Below are 21,146 nucleotides of genomic sequence, written 5' to 3'. Positions count from 1 at the left end.
GTGAACCGAGCGATTCACGCGGTCGGAGCGAGCGCGCTGGCCGCCGCCGGAGCCGGGATGGTCGTCGCGGCGGTCGCCGGGTTGACGATCTCGGTCGATGGGGGTACGGCGGCTGAGACGGGTCTCGACGCCGGGCCGTTCGTCGTCGCCCCCGTCGGCGCGCTCGCCGCGACGAGCTTCGGGTACACGGTCCTCGCGGAGGCGCGGCAGGCGCTGCGGGCGGACGGGTTCGATCTGACCCGGACCGACCTCGGCAACGCGGCCGCCGTGGCCGTCGCGGCCCCCCTCACTTACGCCCTCTCGGTCCGGGTCGGCGTCGGGCCGGTCGTGGCGTCCGCGCTCGTCGGCCTCTGCGCGCACCGCCTCACCGAGACGCGCGACGCCCCGGCGTACTGCGGCTCGTTCGTCGGGATGGCGACCCCCGCGGCCGACGCCGACTTCGGCTCGGTGGTCGCCGCGGGAGCCGCGACCGCCGTCGTCTTCGTGCTCGCGAAGCGCAGCTTCAACGGCTTCGGCGGGAAGCTCGGCACCACCGCGTTCGTCGGCTGCCTGTCGGTGGGCGCGGTCGGCGGGCTCGCCCCGGGAACAGGGTCCGTCCCGGAACCGACCGCGGCGGCGGGGCTCATCGTCGCGGCCGCCGTCGCCGCGCACGCCACGTTCGCCGTGAGCGTGCGGCTCGGCCGCGGCCCCGTCGTCGGCTCCGCGGTCGTCGGCCTGATCGCGGGCGTCGTCTGCCCGCCGCTCCTCGCCGGCGGCGACGCGGTCGCGGCCGTCGCCTTCTGCGCGTCGTTCGTCGGGATGACCGCGCCGGAGCGGATCCCGACACCCGGCGCGATGCTGCTGGCCGGCGGGGCCGCGGGCGTCGCGTTCGTCGGCTCGGCCCCGTACTTCGTCGGGTTCGGCGGGAAGCTCGGCACGATCGCGTTCGCCGCCTGCCTCGCGACCGCGGGCCTCCTGTCGCTCGGTCGTCTGCTCGCGCCGGCGGGGAGCGACGCGGTGACCGGGTGACCGCCGCCGGAGCGGAGCGACGTTTAAAACACCACGCTACGCCGGGAGTGTTCGGAGGGTCGTGGAGCACGTACCGAGAACCGATGTCCGACCCCACCGAGACGCCCGAACGGAACTTCGAGCCGAACCCCACGGTCTGTCCGTTCTGCGGCGTCGGCTGTCAGATCGAGTACGCCGAGCGCGGCGGCGCGACCGGCGTCGAGGGGCCGGTGAACGCCCGCGGGGAGATCTGTCCGAAAGGGGCGGCGGCGTTCGACGTCGTCGACCACGAGGACCGCCTGACGGAGCCGCTCGTCAGGCACGGCGGGCGCTTCGTCACCGCGCCGTGGGCGGAGGCGCTCGACCGCGTCGTCGACGGGATCGGCCGGGTGGTCGACGAGCACGGGCCCGACGCCGTCAAGTTCTTCGCCTCCTCGAACTGTACGAACGAGGAGAACTACGTGCTCCAGAAGCTCGCGCGCGTCCTCGGCACGAACAACGTCGACAACTGCGCGCGGCTCTGCCACTCCTCGACCGTCGCCGCGATGAGCGAGCGGTTCGGGGCCGGCGCGATGACGAACACGCTCGACGACCTCGGGGAGACGGACTGCCTGTTCGTCAACGGGGCGAACCCGGCCGAGCAACACCCCGTGGCGTTCCGGTCGTACCTCCTCCCCGCGATCCGCGACGGCGCGACGCTGGTCCACGTCGACCCGCGCGCAAACGACACGACCGAGGCGGCGGATATCCACCTGCCGCTGCGCCCCGGGACCGACATCGAGGTGGCGAACGCGATCGCGGCGGTCCTCGTCGAGGAGGACCTCGTCGACGAGGCGTTCCTCGCGGAGCGCACGACCGGCTTCGACCGGCTCCGCGAGCACCTCGCCGGGGTGGACGTCGCCGCGAACGCCGAGGCGGCCGGCGTCGAGCCCGAGGCGATCCGCGAGGCGGCCCGCGCGTACGGCGAGGCCGACCGCGCCGCGATCGTGACGGGGATGGGGACGAGCCAGCACCGCTGCGGCACCGACAACGTCCACGCCCTGCTCAACCTCGCGCTGCTGACCGGGAACGTCGGCCGGTCCGGGACGGGCGTGAACCCGCTGCGCGGGCAGAACAACGTCCAGGGCGCGAGCGACGTGGGGGGACTGCCGGGCGTGCTCCCCGGCTACGAGTCCGTGACGGACGCGGCCGCCCGCGAGCGCCTCGCCGACGAGTGGGGCGTCGAGCCGCCGAGCGACCCCGGCCTCACCGAGGTGGAGGCAACCCACCGCTTCGGCGACGAGGTGCGCGCGGCGGTCGTCTTCGGCGAGAACCCGGCGGTCACCGAGCCGAACGCGACGGCGGTCGCGTCGGCGTTCGAGGCGCTCGACTTCTGCGTCGTCATCGACCTGTTCGAGACGGCGACGGCGAAGCACGCCGACGTGGTCCTCCCCGGGAGCGCGTGGGCCGAGAAGGCCGGGACCGTGACGAACACCGACCGGCGCGTGATGCGGATGCGGCCGAACGCCGACCTGCCGGGGAACGCGCGGCGCGACTTCGACATCCTCACCGACCTCGGCCGGCGGCTGACCGATCACCCGGACGCGTTCGACTACGAGGGGCCGGAAGCGGCCTTCGACGAGCTGGCCCGCGTCGCGTCGATCTACGAGGGCATGAGCTACGAGGGGATCGGCGACGGCTACCAGCAGTGGCCGTTCTCTGCGAGCGACGGGACCGGCACCGACGTGTTACACGCCGAGACGTTCGCGACGGGCGAACGCACCGCCCCGCTCGCGGTCGTCGACCCGGTCCCGCCCGCGGACGATCTCGAGGCCGGCGAGCTGACGCTGACGACCGGCCGCGCGCTCCAACAGTTCAACAGCGGGGCGCTCAGCCGGCGCTCCGACCGCCTCATGGCGATGCGGGGCGAAGACGAGCTTCAGATCCACCCGGCGGACGCGGCCGAGCGCGGGATCGACGACGGTGACCGGGTGACCGTCTCGAACGAGCGCGGCAGCGTCGAGGTGGCGGCGGCCGTCACGCCGGCGGTGCGCGAGGGCGTCGCGTTCTGTACGTTCCACTACCCGGAGCCGCTCGCGAACGCGCTGACGGGGGACGCGCTCGACCCGGAGGCGAAGATCCCCGAGTACAAACACTCGGCCGTCGCGGTCGAACCGACGACCGACGGCGGGGGCGACGACGACCGGACGGCCGGCGACGACGCGGCCGGCGACGACTGAGCGGCCGTCGATACCGCGTATCGGCCGTTTCTGCCGAGAGACTGGCCGTAGAGCAGCGATATCAGGCGTGAGACGCGGGTGTGGCCGTTTATATAACCCAAGCGGAGAGGCTTCGGTATGGCTACATCTGGAGAGTACGGCCGACACGACTTCGGTCAGGGCGGCATGAACGAGGGGCTCGACGTCGACGAGCTGGTCGACGAGATCGGCCTCGACGGCGACGAGATCGCGTGGCGGAAGGAGTTCATCGGCTTCGACGCCGAAGACGAGCGGCGGCTGAGCCGGTACGAGGAGGCGTTCGCGGAGAACGCGGAGCAGATCGCGGACGACTTCTACGAGAACCTCACCGCCCACGATCAGACGGCCGAGGTGATGGGGCGGTCGGAGAAGGGGCTCGAACGGCTCAAGCGGACCCAGTCGGCGTACCTCGTGACCCTCGCGGGGGGCAACTACGGGACGGAGTACTTCGAGGACCGGGCGCGGATCGGCAAGATCCACGACATGCTGGAGATGCCGATGAAACACTACCTCGGTCAGTACGGCGTGTACTACGACCTCATCCTCCCGCTCATCGGCGACCGCCTCGTCGACTCGCTCACCGACCGGCTGGCTCCCGACGCCGCCGGCGCGGCGGTCGACGACGCGACCGCGGCGGCGGTCGAGGAGGAGGTCGACGACGCGATCGAGGACCTGCTCTCCGTCCTCCGGATCGTCAACCTCGACATGCAGGTCGTCACGGACACGTACATCCACTCGTACAGCGAGAAGCTCTCGGCGGTCGTCGACCTGTCTCTTATACACANGTCAACCTCGACATGCAGGTCGTCACGGACACGTACATCCACTCGTACAGCGAGAAGCTCTCGGCGGTCGTCGACCGGAACGAGCGGCTGATGGCCGAGGTGGAAGACGAGGTCAAAGAGCCGATCGGCGACCTCCGCGAGTCGGCGGGAGACGTCGCCGAGAGCGCCGCCGAGGTGGGCGACGCGGCCGAGGACCAGTCGGAGCGGGTCGCGGAAATCTCCTCCGAGGTCGCGAACCTCTCGGCGACGGTCGAGGAGGTCGCGTCGACCGCCGACGAGGTCGAGCGGACGAGCAGTCGGGCGGAGACGCTCGCCGAGGACGGCCGGGACGCGGCCGACGACGCCGCGTCGGCCATGGACGACATCGGCGCGGCCGTCGACGAGGTGGCGGACGACGTCGAGGCGCTCCAAGAGCGGGTCGAGGAGATCGACGAGTTCGTCGACGCGATCAACGGCATCGCCGACCAGACGAACCTGCTCGCCCTGAACGCCTCGATCGAGGCGGCGCGGGCCGGCGAGGCCGGTGCCGGGTTCGGCGTCGTCGCCGACGAGATCAAGTCGCTCGCCGGGGAGTCACAGCGGCACGCGAGCGACATCGAGTCGATGGTCGACGGCATCCGCACCGACACCGAGGAGACCGTCGAGAGCCTCGCCGAGACCACGGGCCGGGTCGACGAGGGGAGCGAGCGCGTCGGCGACGCGACGGAGAGCCTCACCGCCATCGCCGAGGCGGTGACGGAGACGGCCGACGGGATCGACGAGGTCTCCGACGTGACCGACGAGCAGGCCGCGGCCGCCGAGGAGATCGCCGCGACGATCGACGGAGTGGTCGAGCAGTCGAACCGGATCTCGGAGCGGATGGGTGAGCTCGCGGAGGAGAGCGAGCGCCAGTCCGCCGCCGTCGAGGAGGTGGAACGGAGCGTGCGCCGGCTGTCCGTCGACGACGATGGCGGGGGCGACGACGAATTCCGGGCGGCGTCGGTGACGGACGGCGGCCGGTCGATCCCCGCGGGGCTTCCGGAGGGCATCCCCGAGTTCGTGATCGACCGCCTCTCCGACGAGGAGCTGCGGGCGATCGCGGCCGGCGAGCTGGAGATGGACGACCTGCTGTGAGCCGGCCGAGGTGACCGGCGCGCGGGAGGCGGACCGGAGGCTCGGGAGCCCCGTCTCGCGGGGGGACTCAGGGCGCGAAGTACGCGTCAGGGCCCCGCACGTCGGAGAGTTCGCGGAGCGCGCGGGCCCCGCACCGGTCGCAGGCCTCGGGCTCCGCGTCGGCGTCGGCCCGGGCGAACACCGTCTCGCAGGCGTCGCAGGCGACGTAGCGGAGCGCGAGCGACGGGGTGTCGGTCATGGCCGCGATAGGCGGCCGACGCACTTGAACCGACGCCCCCGAACGGTGGCGAGGACGGCCGGTCACGCAACCACTAAGGCGCGAGCGACCGCACAGATCGTATGAAAATCGCCATTCTGGGCGGCACCGGAGACATCGGCGAGGGGCTCGCGCTCCGACTCGCGGCGGACACCTCTCACCGGATCGCGATCGGCTCGCGAGAGGCCGAGAAGGCCGAGAACAAGGCCGAGGAGTACACGACCGAACTGGAGAGCCGCGGGCTCGACGCCGCGGTGACCGGCGGCGAGAACGCCGCGGTCGCGGCCGAGGCCCGGATCGTCGTCCTCGCGGTCCCGCCGTACCACGTCGGCGACACCGTGGAGGCGGTGGCGGAGGCGCTCGACGACGGCGATGTCCTCGTCTCGCCCGCGACCGGCATGAAACGCGACGAGGAGGGATTCCACTACCACAAGCCCGGCGCGGGCTCGGTGACGGCGATCGTCGCGGACGCGGCCCCGGAGGGCGTCGACGTCGTCGGCGCGTTCCACAACCTCGCGGCCGCGCGGCTGGCGAACCTCGACGCCGACCTCGGCGTCGACACGCTCGTGATCGGCGACGACGAGGACGCGAAGCGGACGGTCTCGGACGTCGCCGAGGGGATCGAGGGGCTCCGCGCGCTCGACGCCGGCGGGATCGCCAACGCACCCGAGATCGAGGGGCTGACGCCGCTGCTCATCAACGTCGCGTCGAGCAACGACGGGCTCGACGACCTCGGCGTGCGGTTCCAGTAGCGGGCGAGCCCGGGGGCGGCCGAGAACGACCGGACGGCGAGGGCCGAGCGGCGACGAAGCGCGGACCGATCGCGTCGCAGTCGGTCGAATCCCGCCCGCGGACGGCGTTCCGTTAGGCCTTTGCGCGCCGGGCTCCTCCGGACAGTAAATGGAGTATTTGCAGCGTCGGGTCGGGCTGGTCGAGGACCGCATCGAGTCGGTCATCGACGACGTCGAGCCCGACGAGCTGTCCGAAGACGTCGGGCACGTCGTCCTCGCGGGCGGTAAGCGGGTCCGGCCCGCGGTGACCGTCCTCGCCTGCGAGGCGTTCGACGGCGACCCCGAGGAGGCGGTCGACTTCGCGGCCGGGATCGAGTTCGTCCACAACGCCTCGCTCGTGATCGACGACATCATCGACCGCTCGGAGGTCCGGCGCGGCACCCCCGCCGCGTGGGCGGAGTTCGGCTACGGCCCCGCGATCATCGCGAGCGACGGCCTGCTCGGCGAGGCGTTCGGGCTGTTCTCGACGGACCCGCGCGCGATGCGGACCGTCGCCGAGGCGATGGTCGAACTCGGCGAGGGGGAGGCGACCGAGCTCGCCGCGCGCCCGACGAACGAGGCGGAGTACATGGAGCTCGCGCGGCGGAAGACGGGCGCGCTGTTCCGCGCCGCCGCCGAGCTGGGCGCGGTCGCAGGCGGCGCGGACCCCCACGCCATCGACTCGTTCGGCGAGTACGCCGAGCGCGTCGGCGTCGCCTTCCAGATGCGCGACGACGTGTTGGACGCCACCGCCGACGCCGACGACCTCGGCAAACCGACCGGGCAGGACGCGGAGATGGACCGTCCGAGCGTCCTCCAGGTCACGTCGCTGACGCCCGAGGAGATCAACGAGCGCGCGCGGTCGGAGTCCGAGCGCGCGCTCGCCGCCCTCGACGACGCCGACCCGCCGGAGACCGAGGCGATCGAGTACCTGCGAGACTTGGCGGAGTTCGTCGTCGTGCGGGAGCGCTGAGACGCGCGAAGGCCGGGCGGAGCCGCCGGCCGGTCAGTCGTCCGCCGGCTCGCCGGTGTCGGCCGCCCCTTCGGCCGCCGCGTTCTCGCCGATGGGCTCGCTGTCCCAGTAGGCGTGGTCGTCGTCCGTCCGGAAGCAGGTCGCCGTCCGGCCGTCGCCGAGGTCGTACGCCGGCGGTGCCGACTCCCGGCAGGCCGCGCGCGCCTCCGGACAGCGGGTGTGGAACCGACAGCCCGCGGGCGGGTTCCGCGGCGAGGGCACGTCGCCGCGGAGCGTGGTGAACTCCTCCTCGCGAGCGTCCGTGTTCGCGCGGGGGACGCTCGACAGCAGCGCCTTCGTGTACGGGTGCGCGGGGTCGTCGAAGATCTCCTCGACCGGCCCGATCTCGACGATCTCGCCGAGGTACATCACCGCGACGCGGTCGCAGACGTGGCGGACCACGCCGAGGTTGTGCGCGATGAAGAGGAACGTGAGCCCGAAGTCGTCTTGGAGGTCTTCGAGCAGGTTCAGGATCTGCGCCTGGACGCTCACGTCGAGCGCGGACACCGGCTCGTCGAGGACGACGAAGTCGGGGTCCAAGGCGAGCGCCCGGGCGATCCCGATCCGCTGGCGCTGACCGCCGGAGAACTCGTGGGGGTACCGGTCCATCTGGTCGGCGGAGAGGCCGACGCGTTCGAGCAGGTCCTGAGCCGTCTCGCGGCGCTGCTTCCGGTCGGCCACGTCGTGGATCCGGAGCCCCTCGGTGACGATGTCGCCGGTGGTCATCCGCGGGTCGAGACTGGAGAACGGGTCCTGAAACACGATCTGCGCGCGCCGCCGGAACTCCGTCAGCTCGCGGTCGGTCATCCCGCGCACGTCTCGCCCGTCGAAGCTGACCTCGCCGGCGGTCGGCTCGCGGAGCCGCAACACCGTCTCGCCGGTCGTCGACTTGCCGCAGCCGGACTCGCCGACGAGCCCGAGCGTCTCGCCCTCGCGCACGTCGAAGGAGACGCCGTCGACCGCCTTCACGCTCGCCGACTCCTGCCCGAGCAGGCGGTCGACGAGCGACGGGTCGTTCGCGTAGTACTTCTTCAGCCCGTCGACGGAGAGTAGCGGGTCGCTCACTCGCCGTCACCCCCGTCGGTCGCGGCGGCGTCCGCCTCGAAGCGGTCGTCGGCGAGCGCGTCGGCCGGGTCGTACTCGCGGTCAGCGAGCACGCACTTGACGCCGTGGTCCGCCGCGGCGTCGACCGTCGCCTCGGGCGGCTTGTCGAGGCACGACTCCATCGCCTTCGGGCACCGGTCGGCGAAGTAACACCGGTCGCCCATCTCGGCGTCGAGGAGGCTCGGGACGTTTCCCGCGATGGGTTCGAGCCGCGCTCGCGGGTCGTCCACGTCCGGTATCGAGCCGAGGAGGCCCTGCGTGTACGGGTGAACCGTGTCCTCGAAGACGGAGTCGAGCGTGCCGCGCTCGACGACCTCGCCGGCGTACATCACGCAGACGCGGTCGCACATCTCGGCGATCACGCCGAGGTCGTGGGTAATGAGCACGATGCTCATGCCGCGCTCTTCTTGTATCTCCGTCAGCAGGTTCAGGATCTGCGCCTGGATCGTCACGTCGAGCGCGGTCGTCGGCTCGTCGGCGATCAACACGTCGGGTTCGCCGGCGAGCGCCTGCGCGATCATCGCGCGCTGGAGCATCCCACCGGAGAACTGCCCGGGGTACTCGTCGACGCGCTCCTCGGGGTCGGGGATCCCGACCTGCCCGAGCAGTTCGACCGCCCGGTCCATGCTCTCCTCGCTGGTGTAGTCGCGGCCGGGGACGATCCCGTCGAGCAGGTACTTCCCGAGCCCGTACCCCTGCGTCCGCGAGCGCGTCGAGCGGGGGTTCGCCCGCGCCCGGCGCTGGACCTCGACCGCCTCGGCGATCTGCTCGCCGACCGTGATCGAGGGGTTGAAGCTGCTCATCGGGTCCTGGAAGATGACGCTGAACGAGGGCCCGCGCAGCGACCGCCGGACGCCGGGCGGCACGGTGCGCAGGTCGACGTGGTCGTCGTCGACCCGCACCGCCTCCGTCCCGCGGAACTCCTCGGCGAGGTCGGGGTCGCGGTACCACACCTCGCCGGCGGTGATCCGGCCGGGCGTCTCGACGAGGTCGACGAGCGACAGCGCGGTCACGGACTTGCCGGACCCGGACTCGCCGACGACGCCGAGTATCTCGTCCTCGCGGAGGTCGAACGACACCGACTCCACCGCGTTGATCTGGCCCTCCTCGGTGAAGAATCGGGTCGAGAGGTCGCGGACCGACAGCACGTCGTCGGCCCCGGGAGCCCCGGTCGGCGTCGCGTCGCCGACCCCGCGGGTCTCGGTCACCGCGGCGTCGCTCGCGCCGCCGTCGGTCGCCGCGGCCCGGTCGTCGCTTCGCCCGGCGTCGCTCATGCGGCACCCCCCTCGCCCTCGATACCGGGGTCCAAGGCGTCACGCAGCCAGTCGCCGAGCAGGTTGATCCCGATCACCGACAGCATGATCGCGAGCCCGGGGATGGAGGCGATCCACCACTGGCCGGAGGAGACGTAGTCGCGCCCCTGCGCGATGTCGAAGCCCCACGACAGGGTGGTCCCGGAGAACCCGAGGAACGACAGCGAGCTCTCCAGGAGGATGATCGCCGCCACCTGTACCGTCCCGAGGACGATGATCGGCGTGATCGCGTTCGGCAGGACGTGCCGGAGGATGATCGTGTTGTCGTCGGCCCCGAGCGCGCGCGACGCTTTCACGTACTCCTGCCCCCGCAGGGAGAGCGCCTCCCCGCGGGCGACGCGGGCGAACCACACCCAGTTGACGAGGCCGACGACGATCACCACCGTTATCGGCAACACGAAGCTCTCCGGCATCTCCGGCGCGAGCCCGGCGACGACGAAGGGGTCGGGGACGTTCACCGCGGCGCGGCCCCACAGCCCGATCAGCGCGACCGCTAGCACGAGCGAGGGGAACGCGAGGCTGATGTCCGCGATCCGCATCAGCGCGTCGTCGACGCGCCCGCGGTGGTAGCCGGCGAGCAGGCCGACCGGGACGCCGATCGACGCCGCCAAGAGCGTGCCGAGCACGCCGACGACGAGCGAGGTCCGCGCGCCGTACACCACCCGCGAGAACATGTCGCGGCCGAGCCCGTCGGTTCCGAACACGTGGTCCGGGTCCGGGGTGATCTCGACCTCCTCGGTGACCGTCTGGATCTCGCCGTCGACCATCTCCGAGGAGGTCCGCTCCGTCGTCTCCGAGAAGCCGATCGGCGGCAGCTCGCTCTGGTCGAGCTGTTGTTCGGTGGGGTCGTGGGGCGCGACGAACGGGGCGAATACGGCGGTCAACACGATGACGACCACCAGCGCCAACCCGAGCTTCGCGAGCCCGCTCTGTCTGAACTCCTTCTTGAGATTGCGGATGACACGTGACGAAACCATGTTAGTCGTTCACCACCTCGGGGTCGAGGTAGGCGTACACCACGTCGACAAGGATGTTGACGAGCACGAAGCTCGTCCCGATGACGATGAGGCTGCCCTGGAGCGCCGGCCAGTCGCGCTGGTTGATGCTCTCGATGACGAGCGTGCCGAGCCCGGGCCACGAGAACACCGCCTCGGTGATCACCGCCCCGCCGATCAGCGTCCCGAGCTGGAGCCCGAGGACGGTGATCACGGGGATGAGCGTGTTCCGGAGCGCGTGTTTGTACCGGATCAGCGTCCGCGGGAGCCCCTTGGCCCGCGCGGCCTGAACGTACCCCTTGCTGAGCTCGTCGAGCATGCCCGACCGCGTCAGCCGGGTGATGAGCGCCATGAAGTACGTGCCGAGGGCGATCGCCGGGAGCGTGATGTACGCGAGCCACGTCAGCAGCGTCCCGGCGAACGGCTCGGCGTTGATCACCGAGAGGGCGACGTCGCCGACGTCGACCCCGCGGCCGCTGGTGTTGAAGACGTTGAACTCCACGGCGAAGATCAGGATGAGCATGATCCCGAGCCAGAAGTTGGGCGTCGAGATGCCACCGAGCGACAGGAGCGTCGCGCCGTAGTCGACGGGCTCGTTGCGCCGGGTCGCGCTGATCACGCCGAGCGGGATCGCCAAGACGATCGCCACGACGCTGGCGGCGAGGGCGAGCTCGACGGTGGCCGGGAGCCGCTCGAACACGAGCGTCGTGACCTCCTGCCCGCGGATGTACGAGCGACCCATGTCGCCCTGGAGCAGGTCGAAGACGTACTGGCCGTACTGGACGTACAGCGGCTGGTCGAGTCCCAGTTCTGCGGCGATGGCCTGTCGGGTCTCCTGTGAGGCGTCGAGCGGCGCGACCGCGTTGATCGGGCTGCCCGGCGTGACGAACCGGAGCGCGAACACGACGGTGACGACGCCCCAGACGACGCCGATCCCTTGGAGGCTTCTTTTGAGTGCGAATCGTCCGAATGACATTACTAACGATGTAGGGAGATGGCGGTCGCGTTACTGCTGGGTCGCCGTGTCCGGGTCGATGAACTCGTCGGCCCGCGGCTCCCAGGAGATGTCGCTGGAGACGCCGTAGACGCTGAACTGCTGGTGCATGAACACCCACGGCGCGAGGTCGTGGGCAAGCTGGTTGGCCTCTTGAAGGATGTCGACGCGCTCGTCGGGGTCCTCGGTCGCCTCGGCGTCCGTGAGCAGTCCGTCAAGCTCGTCGTTTTCGAGGACGGTCAGCGCGCCGCTCGACGAGAGCAGCGGCGTCATGGTCTGGCTGCCGTCGAACTCGCCGTTCCCCCAGCCGAGGAGGTTGAAGTGCGGTCGGTCCTCGATGTTCGGCGCGGTGACGTCCTGAACGAGCGAGGAGAACTCGCGCTGCTCGACCTCGCAGGTGACGTTCGACAGCGAGTTGATCTGGTTGGCCGCCGCCTGAGCGATCTCCACGTCTCGGAGGTACCGACCGATCGGTGTCTCCAGAGTGATCTCGACGCCTGCGTGGCCGGACTCCTCGACGAGCCGCTCCGCCTCCTCAGGGTCATACGGGTACGGGTCGATGTCGGGGTTGTAGCCGACGTGCCCGTCGAGGGTCGGCTGGGCGGTGATGTTGCCGAACCCGTTGAGCACGTTCTCGATGATGCTCTCGACATCGACCGCGTGGTTCATCGCCTGCCGGAACTGTTGGCTGGAGAACGGCTCCACGTCGTAGCGCATCTGGAGGAAGATGATCCGCGCGCTCGCCACGGAGTTGATCGTTGCCACGTCGGAGCTGTTGACCCGCGAGACTTCGTTCGGCGGGACGTTCGTCACGATGTCGGTCTCCTCAGCAAGCAGCTGGTTGACCCGCGTGCTCGACTCGCTTGAGGCGCTCATGGTGAGCTCGTCGACCGCGGGCGCGCCGTCCCAGTACTCCTCGTTGGGCTCGTAGACGACCTGGTTCCCCGACTCGTAGTTCGTGAGACGGAACGGCCCCGTCCCGTTGGCGTTCCGGTTAATGTAGTCGCCGCTGTTCTCCTCCACCCAGGACTGCTGGACGATCTCGCCGTTGGTCGCGAACAGCTGGAACGCAATCGGGTTGTACCCCTCGAAGGAGACCGTCACCTCGCCGTCGCCGGTCGTGACCTCGTCGACGACGCCGAGGTCGTTCGCCTGCGGGCTGACGATGCCGACATCCTCGAAGACGATCCGGCGGATACTGAACCGGACATCCTCCGCGGTCAGCTCGTCGCCGTTGTGGAACGCGGCGCCGTCGCGCAGCGTGAACCGGACGCTGCCGTCGTCGGTGCGCTCCCACTCGTTCGCGAGGCCGGCGATGATGCCGCCCTGCTTGTCACGGTCGAGGAGTCCCTCGTACAGCTGGCCGACGATGATCTCGGTGTTCGTCTCCGCGTGGTCCTGCGGGTCGAGCCCGGAGTCCATCTGCCCCATCGTGACGCCGAGTTCGAAGGCGTCGCCGCCGTCGGAGCCGTCGCTACCGTCGGAGCCGTCGGAGCCGTCCATTCCGTCGCTGCCGTCGGACCCGTCGGAGCCGTCACCGCCGTCGCCGCCGTTTCCGGAACAGCCCGCGAGACCGACCGCACCGGCCGTTCCAGCGTACTTGAGCACCGTCCGCCTGTCGACGTGGGTGTCGTTGTCAGTAGGCATAGGCGATCTCATACGACAGAGCGTTATGAACCTACCGACAGACGCGGTCCCCTTTGCGCCGACTGCTAGCGATCTGCTGACAGGGGCGCGCCCCGGATCGAGGGGCGAACACGGAGCCGACGGGACGCGAGGCGAGCCGAAAACCGACGCTTATGTAGGAGCGTGGGCGGTAGGCGAGGGAAATGGACGATCCCGGACCGCGGTGGGCGGCGGTCGAGGAGGACGCGGAGTCGACGGCGGCGGCGTACCGAGAGCGCGGCTGGACCGCGGTCGCGGGCCACCCCGGACAGGTGAACCCGATCGCGGACGACGCGCGGATCGACGTGCTGCTGCCCGGCTCGGAGTTCGACGCGGCGCTCTCGGCGGTCGACGAGGCCGCGATCGACGGCGTCGACGTGTACGCCGGCGCTGCCGGTGGGGTCGCGTACCGGCTGGTCGTCGCGACCGACGACGCGGCGCAGGTGGCGCTCTGCGTCCCGACCTACCTCGGTGACGAGGTGCTCGCCCCGCTGCGCGCGGCCGCCGAGGCGTCTGGGACGCTCACCGTACGGCTGCGGCCCCTCGACGACCGCGACCACGTCGAAGTCGCGATCGACGACCCCGCGGTGTTCTTCGACGCGCCGGAGGCGTGAGGCGGTCGCGGCGATCGCTGCGAGGCGCGAGCGCGTCGATCCGAGGGCCGTGGAGCGCGTCGATCCGAGGGCTGTGGAGCGCCCTCCCGAGAGCCCGAGAGCGTCCCGAGACCCACGCTCGTGTGTATCGATGCCACGATCTACTTCGACGTATTCATGGTTGTGCGATCGCGATCATCGATATGAATCGCGCAGAGAAGGCGGCCCTCCAGCTACAGGCGGTCGCCGTGTTGCGGATGTTGAAGCAGACGCGAACCTACGAGGAGCTGTCCGACGTGACGGGGCTGCCCGCGGGCGACCTGAACCGCTACGTGAACGGCCACGTGCTGCCCGGCACCGACCGAGCGAGCGAGGTCGTCGAGTCGGTCGGTCGCGACGCGCTCGCCGACGAACTGGTCGCGCGCGTCGAGTTCGACCACGAGGGGTACGTCGACAACTCCGGCGTCGTCTTCGACCAGTCGTTCCTCGACCTAGTGGCCCCGGTGGCCGCGGAGACGTTCGAGTTCGAGTCGCCGGACGTGGTGTTGACGGCCGCGACCGACGGGATCACGCTGGGCGCGGCGATGGCCTCCTTCTTCGACGCGCGGCTCGCGTACGCCAAGAAGTCGAAGGAGACCGCAGTCGAGGAGTTCATCGAGTCGCGCCAGCGCCTCGCGTCCGGCATCGAACTCACCTACTACCTCCCCGCGAGCGCCGTCAACGCCGGCGACACGGTCCTCGTCGTCGACGACCTGATCCGGTCCGGCGAGACGCAGGAGCTCCTCTTGGACATCGCCCTCCAGGGCGACGCCGACGTCACCGGCGTGTTCGCCCTCATCGCCGTCGGCGACGAGGGGCTGGAGCGCGCGCGCGAAATCACCGACGCCCCCGTCGGGGCGCTGACGACGTTCGAGTAGCCACGTTCGCGCATACTCTTCGGTAAAAAAAACCGTATTAACACCTTTTTGATCCACATATACGGATCATAACTGGCTGCGTTCAGCAAGGCTTATCACTCGATCACGGGGAACACTCACCCGTTCAATGGGCCTTTCAGACACGCTGGCCGCGCGGTTCGACGTGGAGTCGCACGGGTCGGACGTCCGGACGGAGCTGGTCGCCGGGCTCACGACGTTCCTCGCGATGTCGTACATCATCGTCGTGAACCCGTTCATCCTGGCCGACGCCATCCAGATCCCCGGCTACGAGTTCTTCGAGGTCGTCCAGATGATCGCCATCGCGACCGTCCTCTCGGCCGCGGTGGCGACCGGGGTGATGGCGCTGTACGCGAACCGCCCCTTCGGACTCGCGCCGGGGCTCGGCCTCAACGCCTTCTTCGCGTACACCGTCGTCATCGGGCTCGAGATCCCGTGGGAGACGGCGCTCGCGGCGGTCTTCGTCGAGGGCGTCCTGTTCATGCTCTTGACCGCGGTCGGCGCGCGCGAGTACGTCATCCGCCTGTTCCCCGAACCGGTGAAGCGCTCCGTCGGGGCCGGTATCGGGCTGTTCCTGCTGTTCATCGGACTCCAAGAGCTCCAGATCGTCGTGCCGGACGACGCGACGCTCGTCACGCTCGGCGGGGTGTTCGCGAACCCGTGGGCGATCCTGGGGATCTTGGGGCTGGTGTTGACGTTTGTGCTGTGGGCGCGGAACATCACCGGCGCAATCGTCATCGGCGTCGCGACGACCGCGATCGCCGGGTGGGCGCTCACGCTCGGGGGCGTCTTCGACCGCGGGACGGTCACCCCGGAGACGCTCCCGGCCGCGCAGTACGACATCACGCCGCTCGCGGGCGCGTTCGTCGAGGGGCTCGCCGACATCGACCCGCTCACGTTCGTGCTGGTCGTGTTCACGTTCTTCTTCGTCGACTTCTTCGACACCGCGGGGACCCTCATCGGCGTCTCTCAGTTCGGCGACTTCCTCAACGAGGACGGCGACCTCCCCGACATGGACAAGCCGCTGATGGCCGACGCCGTCGGGACGACGTTCGGCGCGATGGTCGGCACCTCTACCGTGACGACGTTCATCGAGTCGTCGGCCGGGGTCGAGGAGGGCGGTCGAACTGGGCTCACCGCGCTGGTCGTCGCCGCGCTGTTCCTCGCGTCGCTCGTCCTGATTCCGGTCGTCGCCGCGATACCGTCGTACGCCTCGTTCATCGCGCTCGTCGTCGTCGGAGTCATGATGCTTCAGGGGCTCGTCGAGGTCGACTGGCAGGACCCGGCGTGGGCGGTCTCCGCCGGGCTCACGGTCACCGTGATGCCGTTCGCCTACTCCATCGCGGACGGGCTGGCGGCGGGTATCATCGCTTACCCGCTGATCAAGGTCGCCGTCGGCGAGGCCGACGAGGTCGCGCTGGGCCAGTACGTCATCGCGGCGCTACTGGCCGGCTACTACGTGCTCCAGACGCGCGGCGTCATCCTCTGACGCCGGGAGAAACGGCTCGACGGCGGATCGTTTTTTACCGACGGATCGCTTTTCGACGGCGGAGCGCTCTTCAGGCGTCGGGACGCAGACGGGAACGACCGATGCCGGACGACTCCGTCGACCCCGCCGTGACCGTCGCCGACCGCGAGCGGCACGCGAGTGACCCGGCACGCGAGCTCGCGCTCGACTGCGTCACCGCCGGGATCGAGGCGGCGCACCCGGAGCGGGTGGTCGCGGACGCGCTCTCCCTCGGCGACGAGCGGCTCGCGGTCACCGGCGTCGACGGCGCGACGACGACCCGCGACCTCGACGCGTACGACCGCGTGCTGGTCGTCGGGACGGGCAACGCGGCGGGCCACTTCGCGGCTGCGGTCGAGCGCCTCCTCGGCGGCCGGATCGACGACGGCGCGGTCGTCACGGACGATCCCGTGGAGACGGAGCGGGTGTCCGTCCTCCCCGGCGACCACCCGACCCCGAGCGAGGCGGGCGTCGAGAGCGCTCGGCGGGTCCGCGCGCTCGCGGCCGACGCCGGCGCGGACGACCTCGTCCTCGGGCTGTTGACCGGCGGCGGGAGCGCGCTGCTGGCCGCGCCGGCGGCCGACGTCGGGCTCGACGACCTGCGCGAGACGACCGAGGCGCTCCTGGCCAGCGGCGCGACGATAGCGGAGGTCAACGCGGTCCGGAAGCACCTCTCGGCGGTGAAGGGCGGTGGGCTGGCCCGGGCGATCGCGCCCGCGGACGCGCTGGGGCTCGCCGTCAGCGACGTGACCGGGGACGACCCGGCGGTGATCGCGAGCGGCCCCCTCTCGCCGGATCCGACGACGCACGCGGACGCGCTCGGCGTCGTCGATCGGGACGAGATCGACGCGCCGGCCGCCGTGACCGACCGCCTCGAACGCGGCGCGGCGGGCGCGGTCGCGGAGACGCCGAAGCCGGGCGACCCGGCGTTCGACGGCGTCGCGGTCTCGGTCGTCGCGAACGCGCGCACGGCGTTGGACGCGGCCCGCGAGGTCGCGGCGGCGCGGGGGTACGAGCCGCTCGTCCTCTCCTCGCGGGTGCGCGGCGAGGCGCGGGAGGCGGCGAAGACCCACGCCGCCGTCGCCGAGGAGTGCCGGGCGGTCGGCGACCCGGTCGAGCCGCCGGCGGTCGTGCTCTCGGCCGGCGAGGTGACGGTGACGCTCGGCGACGACCCCGGGCGGGGCGGGCCGAACGGGGAGTTCGCGCTGTCGGCGGCGGTCGAACTCGCCGACTCGGGCGCGGCGGGCGACGGCGTCGTCGTCGCGAGCGTCGACACGGACGGGATCGACGGGGCGACCGACGCGGCGGGCGCGCTGGTCGACGACCGCCTCGTCGGCGACGGCTCCGAACGCCCCCTGAGCCGCGACGCGACGGTGAGGGCGCTCGACGCGCACGACGCGTATCCGGCGCTCGACGGCGCGGGCGCGCTGCTCCGGACCGGGCCGACCGGGACGAACGTCAACGACCTCCGCGTGTCCGTAATTCCGGCCGGCGAGTCGCGTTCGGAAGGGACTAAGTAGCGGCCGGCAAATCCTGCGACATGCAGACGCTGCTCCTCAATGCGGACGACGTCGACGAGAACGCCGAGATGGACCGCGTGATCGACGCGGTCCGCGGCGCGTTCACGGCCTACGAGCGCGGCAACGCAAAGATGCCGGCGAAGTCGTACATCGACCTCCCCGAGTACAACGGCGACTTCCGGTCGATGCCCGCCTACCTCGACGTCAACGAGGACGACGTCGCCGAGGAGACGGCGACCGGCGACGGCTGGGACGCCGCCGGGATCAAGTGGGTGAACGTCCACACCGACAACCCCGCCGACCACGACCTCCCGACCGTGATGGGGACAATGATCTACTCCGACCCCGAGACGGCGTTCCCGCTGGCCGTCCTCGACGGCACGACGCTGACGATGAAACGCACCGGGGCGGCCGCCGCGGTCGCGACCGACCACCTCGCCGTCCCCGACGCGAACTCGCTGGGCATCGTCGGCGCGGGCGTCCAGTCGTACACGCAGCTGGAGGCGATCGCCGCGGTGCGCGACATCGAGGAGGTCGTCGTGAGCGACCTCGACGAGGAGCGCGTCGCCGACTTCCTCGACGCCTTCGGGGACCGGTTCGACGTGCGCGCCGGCTCCGTCTCGGAGGCCGGCCACTGCGACGTCCTCTCGACAGTGACGCCGGTCGAGAGCCCGATCGTCGGCCCCGAGGACGTGGGCGACCACACGCACATCAACGCGATGGGCGCGGACGCGGAGGGGAAACACGAGCTCGCGGACGACCTCCTCGTCGACGCCACGGTCGTCATCGACGACCATGAGCAGTGCACGCACTCGGGCGAGATCAACGTCCCCTACGCCGCGGGGACGCTCACCGACGACGACATCTACGGCGAGATCGGCGAGATCGTCGTCGGTCACCGGTCGGGGCGACCCGGTACGCCGGGCACCCCGGCCGACGCCGACGGCGTGAGCGGCGTCAGCGTCTTCGACTCGACCGGCCTCGCGATCCAGGACGTGGCGGCCGCGCGCGTCGTCTACGAGCGCGCCGACGAGCTGGACAACGGGTACCCGTTCGACCTGCTCGGCCTCGACGACTGAACGACGGGCCGCTTTTGCTTCCTCGCCGCGTACGTCGACCGTGAGACTCGTCAGCGTCGCGGCGCTCGCGGAGAACCGGGTGATCGGGAAAGACGGCGAGGTGCCGTGGTCGCACATCGAGGCGGACGTGCGGCAGTACCGCGAGCGCGTCGTGGAGTCGCCGGTGATCCTCGGTCGGCGCACGTTCGACTCGATGCGCGGCGACCTGCCCGGGAGTCGCCAGATCGTCGTGAGCCGGAGCGTCGACGCGGTCGACGAGCCGACGGCGCGCGTCGCGAGCGGCGTCGAGGAGGCGCTCGCGGTGGCCCGCGACCTCGTCGGGAGCGCCCCCGCCAAGCGTGAGCGCGTGCCCGCGGAGACCGGTCCGGCGTCGGAGCGGATCGAAGCGTCCGACGAGGGGGACGAGACGGTCTACGTCCTCGGCGGCGGCGGCATCTACGAGCTGTTCCAGCCGCACCTCGACGGGATGGCCCTCAGCCACGTCGAGGGCGCGTTCGACGGGGACACGTACTATCCGGAATGGGACGGGAGGGAGTGGGACGTGACCGAAGAGACGGCGTACGACCGGTTTACGCTGCGCGAGTGGGTCCGACGAGGGAGCTGAGCGGCCGCTCGCCCGACCCCTCGGCCGACCGCTGCGGCTACGACCCGCCGTCGCGCTCCGCCGCGTACCGTTCGAGCTGGACGGCGGTGCTGTCGGCGAGCCGCTGGACCGCGGACTCGACCCCGTGTTCGCGGGCGTCGACCGACGCCTGCGCGGCGAGGGTCCGGACCGTGTCGAACGGGCCGATCCGAGCGCCCGTCGTGGCGGTCGTGTGCTCGGCGTCGAGCAGCTGGGTTATCGCGGTGCGGTAGCCGGGGTTCTCGTCGAACCACCCGTCGCGGTCGAGCCGGTCGACCGCGCCCTCGTGGACCGGGAAGTAGCCGGTCTCGCGGTGCCAGCGCGCCTGTCGCTCCGGGGCCGCGAGCCACCCGAGGAACGCCGCAGCGGCGCGCTGCTCGGCCGGCGACGCGCCGTCCGCGACCCACAGCGACCCGCCGCCCACGACGACCCCGTGGCGCTCGTCCGCGACCGGGAAGTAGCCGACGCCGACCGGGAAGGGAGCGCCCTCGCGGACGTTGACCATCGCGGAGGTGGAGCCGACGAGCATCCCGGCGCGCCCGTCTTGGAACGCCTCGCGGGCCTGTCCGCGGGCCTCGATGCCGGGGTCGTGGTACAGGCCGTCGGCCGCCATCTCGGCGATCCAGCCGTAGATCCGCTCGCCGACCGGGCCGTCGAACCGGCTCTCGGTCGGCGCGCCGGCGCGCCCGTTGTCGGCGTCAACGAGCGGTTCGCCGGCCTCGGCGAACCACTGCTCGACGAACCACGAGTACGTCGCGAACGTGACCCCCGCCTCGGTCGCGCCGCTCTCGACGAGCCGCTCGGCGCAGCGGCGGACCTCGTCGAACGTATCCGGCGGGTCGTTGGGGTCCAGCCCGGCGCGCTTGAACGCCGCCCGGTCGTAGTACAGCACGGGCGTCGACGCGTTGAACGGCATGGAGTGGAGCACCCCGTCGGTCCGGTAGTAGTTCGCGACGGGATCGAGCAGGTCGTCGGGGTCGAGGGCGACGCCGGAGCCGCTCGCAGCGGCGTCGCGGCCGACGCGGCCGGGTTCGCCGTCGAGGAGTCGCTCGACGGGCGTGAACGCCCCGCTGTCGAGGGCGCGCTGGGTACCGATCTCGTAGAGGTGAGCGATCGCCGGCGGCTCGCCCCTGTCCGCCGCCGCGAGCGTCGCCTCGAACACGCCGCGGTAACTACCCTTCGAGGCGGGCCGGACCGCGATCCCCTCGGTCTCGGCGGCAAACTCGGCCGCGAACTCGTCGAGGAGCCGCGCCTTCCGGCCGCCGAACGCGTGCCAGAAGTCGAGGACGACCGCGTCGTCGGCGGCGGTCCCGTCGGCGTCGTACGCGTCGAGCGCGTCGTCGAGCGTGCCGGTTCGGTCGGCGAGCGTCGACGCGCCGGCGGCCACCTCCGCCAGCGACGTCTTCTGGGCGTGCGCGGCCGCGGTGGCGTCGCCAGCGTCCGCGGCCGTCTCCTCGGCGAGGTCGCCGACCGACTCGACGGCGTCGACCACCGCCTCGATCGAGGTCGCCTGGTCGTCGGTGGCGTCGCGGATCTCCGCGACGCCGCTCGTTGTCTCCGAGACGTCGTCGGCGAGGTCGGTGAACGCCTCCAAGGCCGCCTCGGCGGTGCGGATCCCCTCGTCGGCGCGCTCGCGCATCTCGGCCATCTCCTCGACGG

General features: G+C 71.2%; 17 protein-coding genes and 1 pseudogene. 11 read left to right on the top strand and 7 right to left on the bottom strand.

Annotated elements, in window-relative coordinates:
• The 3 genes and pseudogenes from C464_RS01965 to C464_RS01955 all read left to right on the top strand — a co-directional run bounded on the left by C464_RS01965 (nt 1) and on the right by C464_RS01955 (nt 5,122).
• On the top strand, nt 1-1,008 hold the full coding sequence (locus C464_RS01965; protein ID WP_006111820.1) for a hypothetical protein: 1,008 nt from the start codon (nt 1-3) through the stop codon (nt 1,006-1,008).
• Between the two features lie 83 nt (nt 1,009-1,091).
• Nucleotides 1,092-3,206 (top strand): formate dehydrogenase subunit alpha, encoded by a 2,115-nt coding sequence (gene fdhF / locus C464_RS01960; protein WP_006111819.1) that lies wholly within the window; start codon nt 1,092-1,094, stop codon nt 3,204-3,206.
• 117 nt (nt 3,207-3,323) lie between these two features.
• Nucleotides 3,324-5,122, top strand: a pseudogene (locus tag C464_RS01955) (methyl-accepting chemotaxis protein).
• A 67-nt stretch (nt 5,123-5,189) separates the two neighbouring features.
• Here the strand turns inward: C464_RS01955 and C464_RS18865 are convergent.
• Complete coding sequence (locus C464_RS18865) at nt 5,190-5,360, bottom strand: hypothetical protein (protein WP_161781655.1); 171 nt, start codon at nt 5,358-5,360, stop codon at nt 5,190-5,192.
• A gap of 101 nt (nt 5,361-5,461) precedes the next feature.
• Between C464_RS18865 and npdG the strand changes: the two genes are divergently transcribed.
• Both npdG and C464_RS01945 read left to right on the top strand, forming a co-directional pair.
• The gene (npdG, locus tag C464_RS01950; RefSeq protein ID WP_006111818.1) at nt 5,462-6,130 is read left to right on the top strand and encodes an NADPH-dependent F420 reductase; all 669 of its coding nucleotides are present in this window, start codon (nt 5,462-5,464) and stop codon (nt 6,128-6,130) included.
• A gap of 148 nt (nt 6,131-6,278) precedes the next feature.
• A complete protein-coding gene (locus tag C464_RS01945; RefSeq protein WP_006111817.1) occupies nt 6,279-7,121 on the top strand; it encodes a polyprenyl synthetase family protein in 843 nt (280 codons plus the stop codon).
• 33 nt (nt 7,122-7,154) lie between these two features.
• Here the strand turns inward: C464_RS01945 and C464_RS01940 are convergent, their stop codons facing one another.
• From C464_RS01940 to C464_RS01920, 5 genes are read right to left on the bottom strand one after another with little or no spacing between them, the layout of a single operon-like run.
• The gene (locus C464_RS01940; protein WP_006111816.1) at nt 7,155-8,225 is read right to left on the bottom strand and encodes an ABC transporter ATP-binding protein; all 1,071 of its coding nucleotides are present in this window, start codon (nt 8,223-8,225) and stop codon (nt 7,155-7,157) included.
• Complete coding sequence (locus C464_RS01935) at nt 8,222-9,538, bottom strand: ABC transporter ATP-binding protein (protein ID WP_006111815.1); 1,317 nt, start codon at nt 9,536-9,538, stop codon at nt 8,222-8,224. The genes C464_RS01940 and C464_RS01935 overlap by 4 nt, the downstream gene beginning before the upstream one ends.
• The gene (locus C464_RS01930; RefSeq protein ID WP_006111814.1) at nt 9,535-10,554 is read right to left on the bottom strand and encodes an ABC transporter permease; all 1,020 of its coding nucleotides are present in this window, start codon (nt 10,552-10,554) and stop codon (nt 9,535-9,537) included. The genes C464_RS01935 and C464_RS01930 overlap by 4 nt, the downstream gene beginning before the upstream one ends.
• A 1-nt stretch (nt 10,555) precedes the next feature.
• The gene (locus tag C464_RS01925; protein WP_006111813.1) at nt 10,556-11,548 is read right to left on the bottom strand and encodes an ABC transporter permease; all 993 of its coding nucleotides are present in this window, start codon (nt 11,546-11,548) and stop codon (nt 10,556-10,558) included.
• 30 nt (nt 11,549-11,578) lie between these two features.
• On the bottom strand, nt 11,579-13,213 hold the full coding sequence (locus tag C464_RS01920; RefSeq protein WP_006111812.1) for an ABC transporter substrate-binding protein: 1,635 nt from the start codon (nt 13,211-13,213) through the stop codon (nt 11,579-11,581).
• Nucleotides 13,214-13,395: 182 nt separating this feature from the next.
• Here C464_RS01920 and C464_RS01915 point away from each other — a divergent pair, with 182 nt between their 5' ends.
• The 6 genes from C464_RS01915 to C464_RS01890 all read left to right on the top strand — a co-directional run bounded on the left by C464_RS01915 (nt 13,396) and on the right by C464_RS01890 (nt 19,469).
• Complete coding sequence (locus C464_RS01915) at nt 13,396-13,845, top strand: DUF7529 family protein (RefSeq protein ID WP_006111811.1); 450 nt, start codon at nt 13,396-13,398, stop codon at nt 13,843-13,845.
• Between the two features lie 182 nt (nt 13,846-14,027).
• A complete protein-coding gene (locus tag C464_RS01910) occupies nt 14,028-14,741 on the top strand; it encodes a phosphoribosyltransferase family protein (RefSeq protein WP_006111810.1) in 714 nt (237 codons plus the stop codon).
• A gap of 127 nt (nt 14,742-14,868) precedes the next feature.
• Nucleotides 14,869-16,248: an NCS2 family permease gene (locus C464_RS01905; RefSeq protein ID WP_006111809.1), complete on the top strand. Its 1,380-nt coding sequence runs from the start codon at nt 14,869-14,871 to the stop codon at nt 16,246-16,248.
• 101 nt (nt 16,249-16,349) lie between these two features.
• Nucleotides 16,350-17,786 carry a glycerate kinase type-2 family protein gene (locus C464_RS01900; protein ID WP_006111808.1) on the top strand — a complete coding sequence of 479 codons (1,437 nt, stop codon included), beginning with the start codon at nt 16,350-16,352 and terminating at the stop codon, nt 17,784-17,786.
• Between the two features lie 20 nt (nt 17,787-17,806).
• Complete coding sequence (locus C464_RS01895; RefSeq protein WP_006111807.1) at nt 17,807-18,865, top strand: alanine dehydrogenase; 1,059 nt, start codon at nt 17,807-17,809, stop codon at nt 18,863-18,865.
• 40 nt (nt 18,866-18,905) lie between these two features.
• On the top strand, nt 18,906-19,469 hold the full coding sequence (locus tag C464_RS01890; protein WP_006111806.1) for a dihydrofolate reductase: 564 nt from the start codon (nt 18,906-18,908) through the stop codon (nt 19,467-19,469).
• 37 nt (nt 19,470-19,506) lie between these two features.
• Here C464_RS01890 and C464_RS01885 read toward each other — a convergent pair.
• On the bottom strand, nt 19,507-21,146 hold a 1,640-nt coding region (locus tag C464_RS01885; RefSeq protein WP_006111805.1), incomplete at its 5' end, for an extracellular solute-binding protein.

This window comes from Halorubrum coriense DSM 10284 (genome assembly GCF_000337035.1).
GTDB lineage: Archaea > Halobacteriota > Halobacteria > Halobacteriales > Haloferacaceae > Halorubrum > Halorubrum coriense.
The sequence above is the reverse complement of the archived record's forward strand: the minus strand, read 5'-3'. Positions and strand labels throughout refer to the sequence as shown.

Coding starts and splice junctions, on each gene's coding strand:
- C464_RS01935 (WP_006111815.1), bottom strand. CDS start 9,538: ATGAGCGACGCCGGGCGAAGCGACGACCGGGCCGCGGCGACCGACGGC.
- C464_RS01915 (WP_006111811.1), top strand. CDS start 13,396: ATGGACGATCCCGGACCGCGGTGGGCGGCGGTCGAGGAGGACGCGGAG.
- npdG (WP_006111818.1), top strand. CDS start 5,462: ATGAAAATCGCCATTCTGGGCGGCACCGGAGACATCGGCGAGGGGCTC.
- C464_RS01925 (WP_006111813.1), bottom strand. CDS start 11,548: ATGTCATTCGGACGATTCGCACTCAAAAGAAGCCTCCAAGGGATCGGC.
- C464_RS01920 (WP_006111812.1), bottom strand. CDS start 13,213: ATGCCTACTGACAACGACACCCACGTCGACAGGCGGACGGTGCTCAAG.
- C464_RS01945 (WP_006111817.1), top strand. CDS start 6,279: ATGGAGTATTTGCAGCGTCGGGTCGGGCTGGTCGAGGACCGCATCGAG.
- fdhF (WP_006111819.1), top strand. CDS start 1,092: ATGTCCGACCCCACCGAGACGCCCGAACGGAACTTCGAGCCGAACCCC.
- C464_RS01910 (WP_006111810.1), top strand. CDS start 14,028: ATGAATCGCGCAGAGAAGGCGGCCCTCCAGCTACAGGCGGTCGCCGTG.
- C464_RS01930 (WP_006111814.1), bottom strand. CDS start 10,554: ATGGTTTCGTCACGTGTCATCCGCAATCTCAAGAAGGAGTTCAGACAG.
- C464_RS01895 (WP_006111807.1), top strand. CDS start 17,807: ATGCAGACGCTGCTCCTCAATGCGGACGACGTCGACGAGAACGCCGAG.
- C464_RS18865 (WP_161781655.1), bottom strand. CDS start 5,360: ATGACCGACACCCCGTCGCTCGCGCTCCGCTACGTCGCCTGCGACGCC.
- C464_RS01900 (WP_006111808.1), top strand. CDS start 16,350: ATGCCGGACGACTCCGTCGACCCCGCCGTGACCGTCGCCGACCGCGAG.
- C464_RS01905 (WP_006111809.1), top strand. CDS start 14,869: ATGGGCCTTTCAGACACGCTGGCCGCGCGGTTCGACGTGGAGTCGCAC.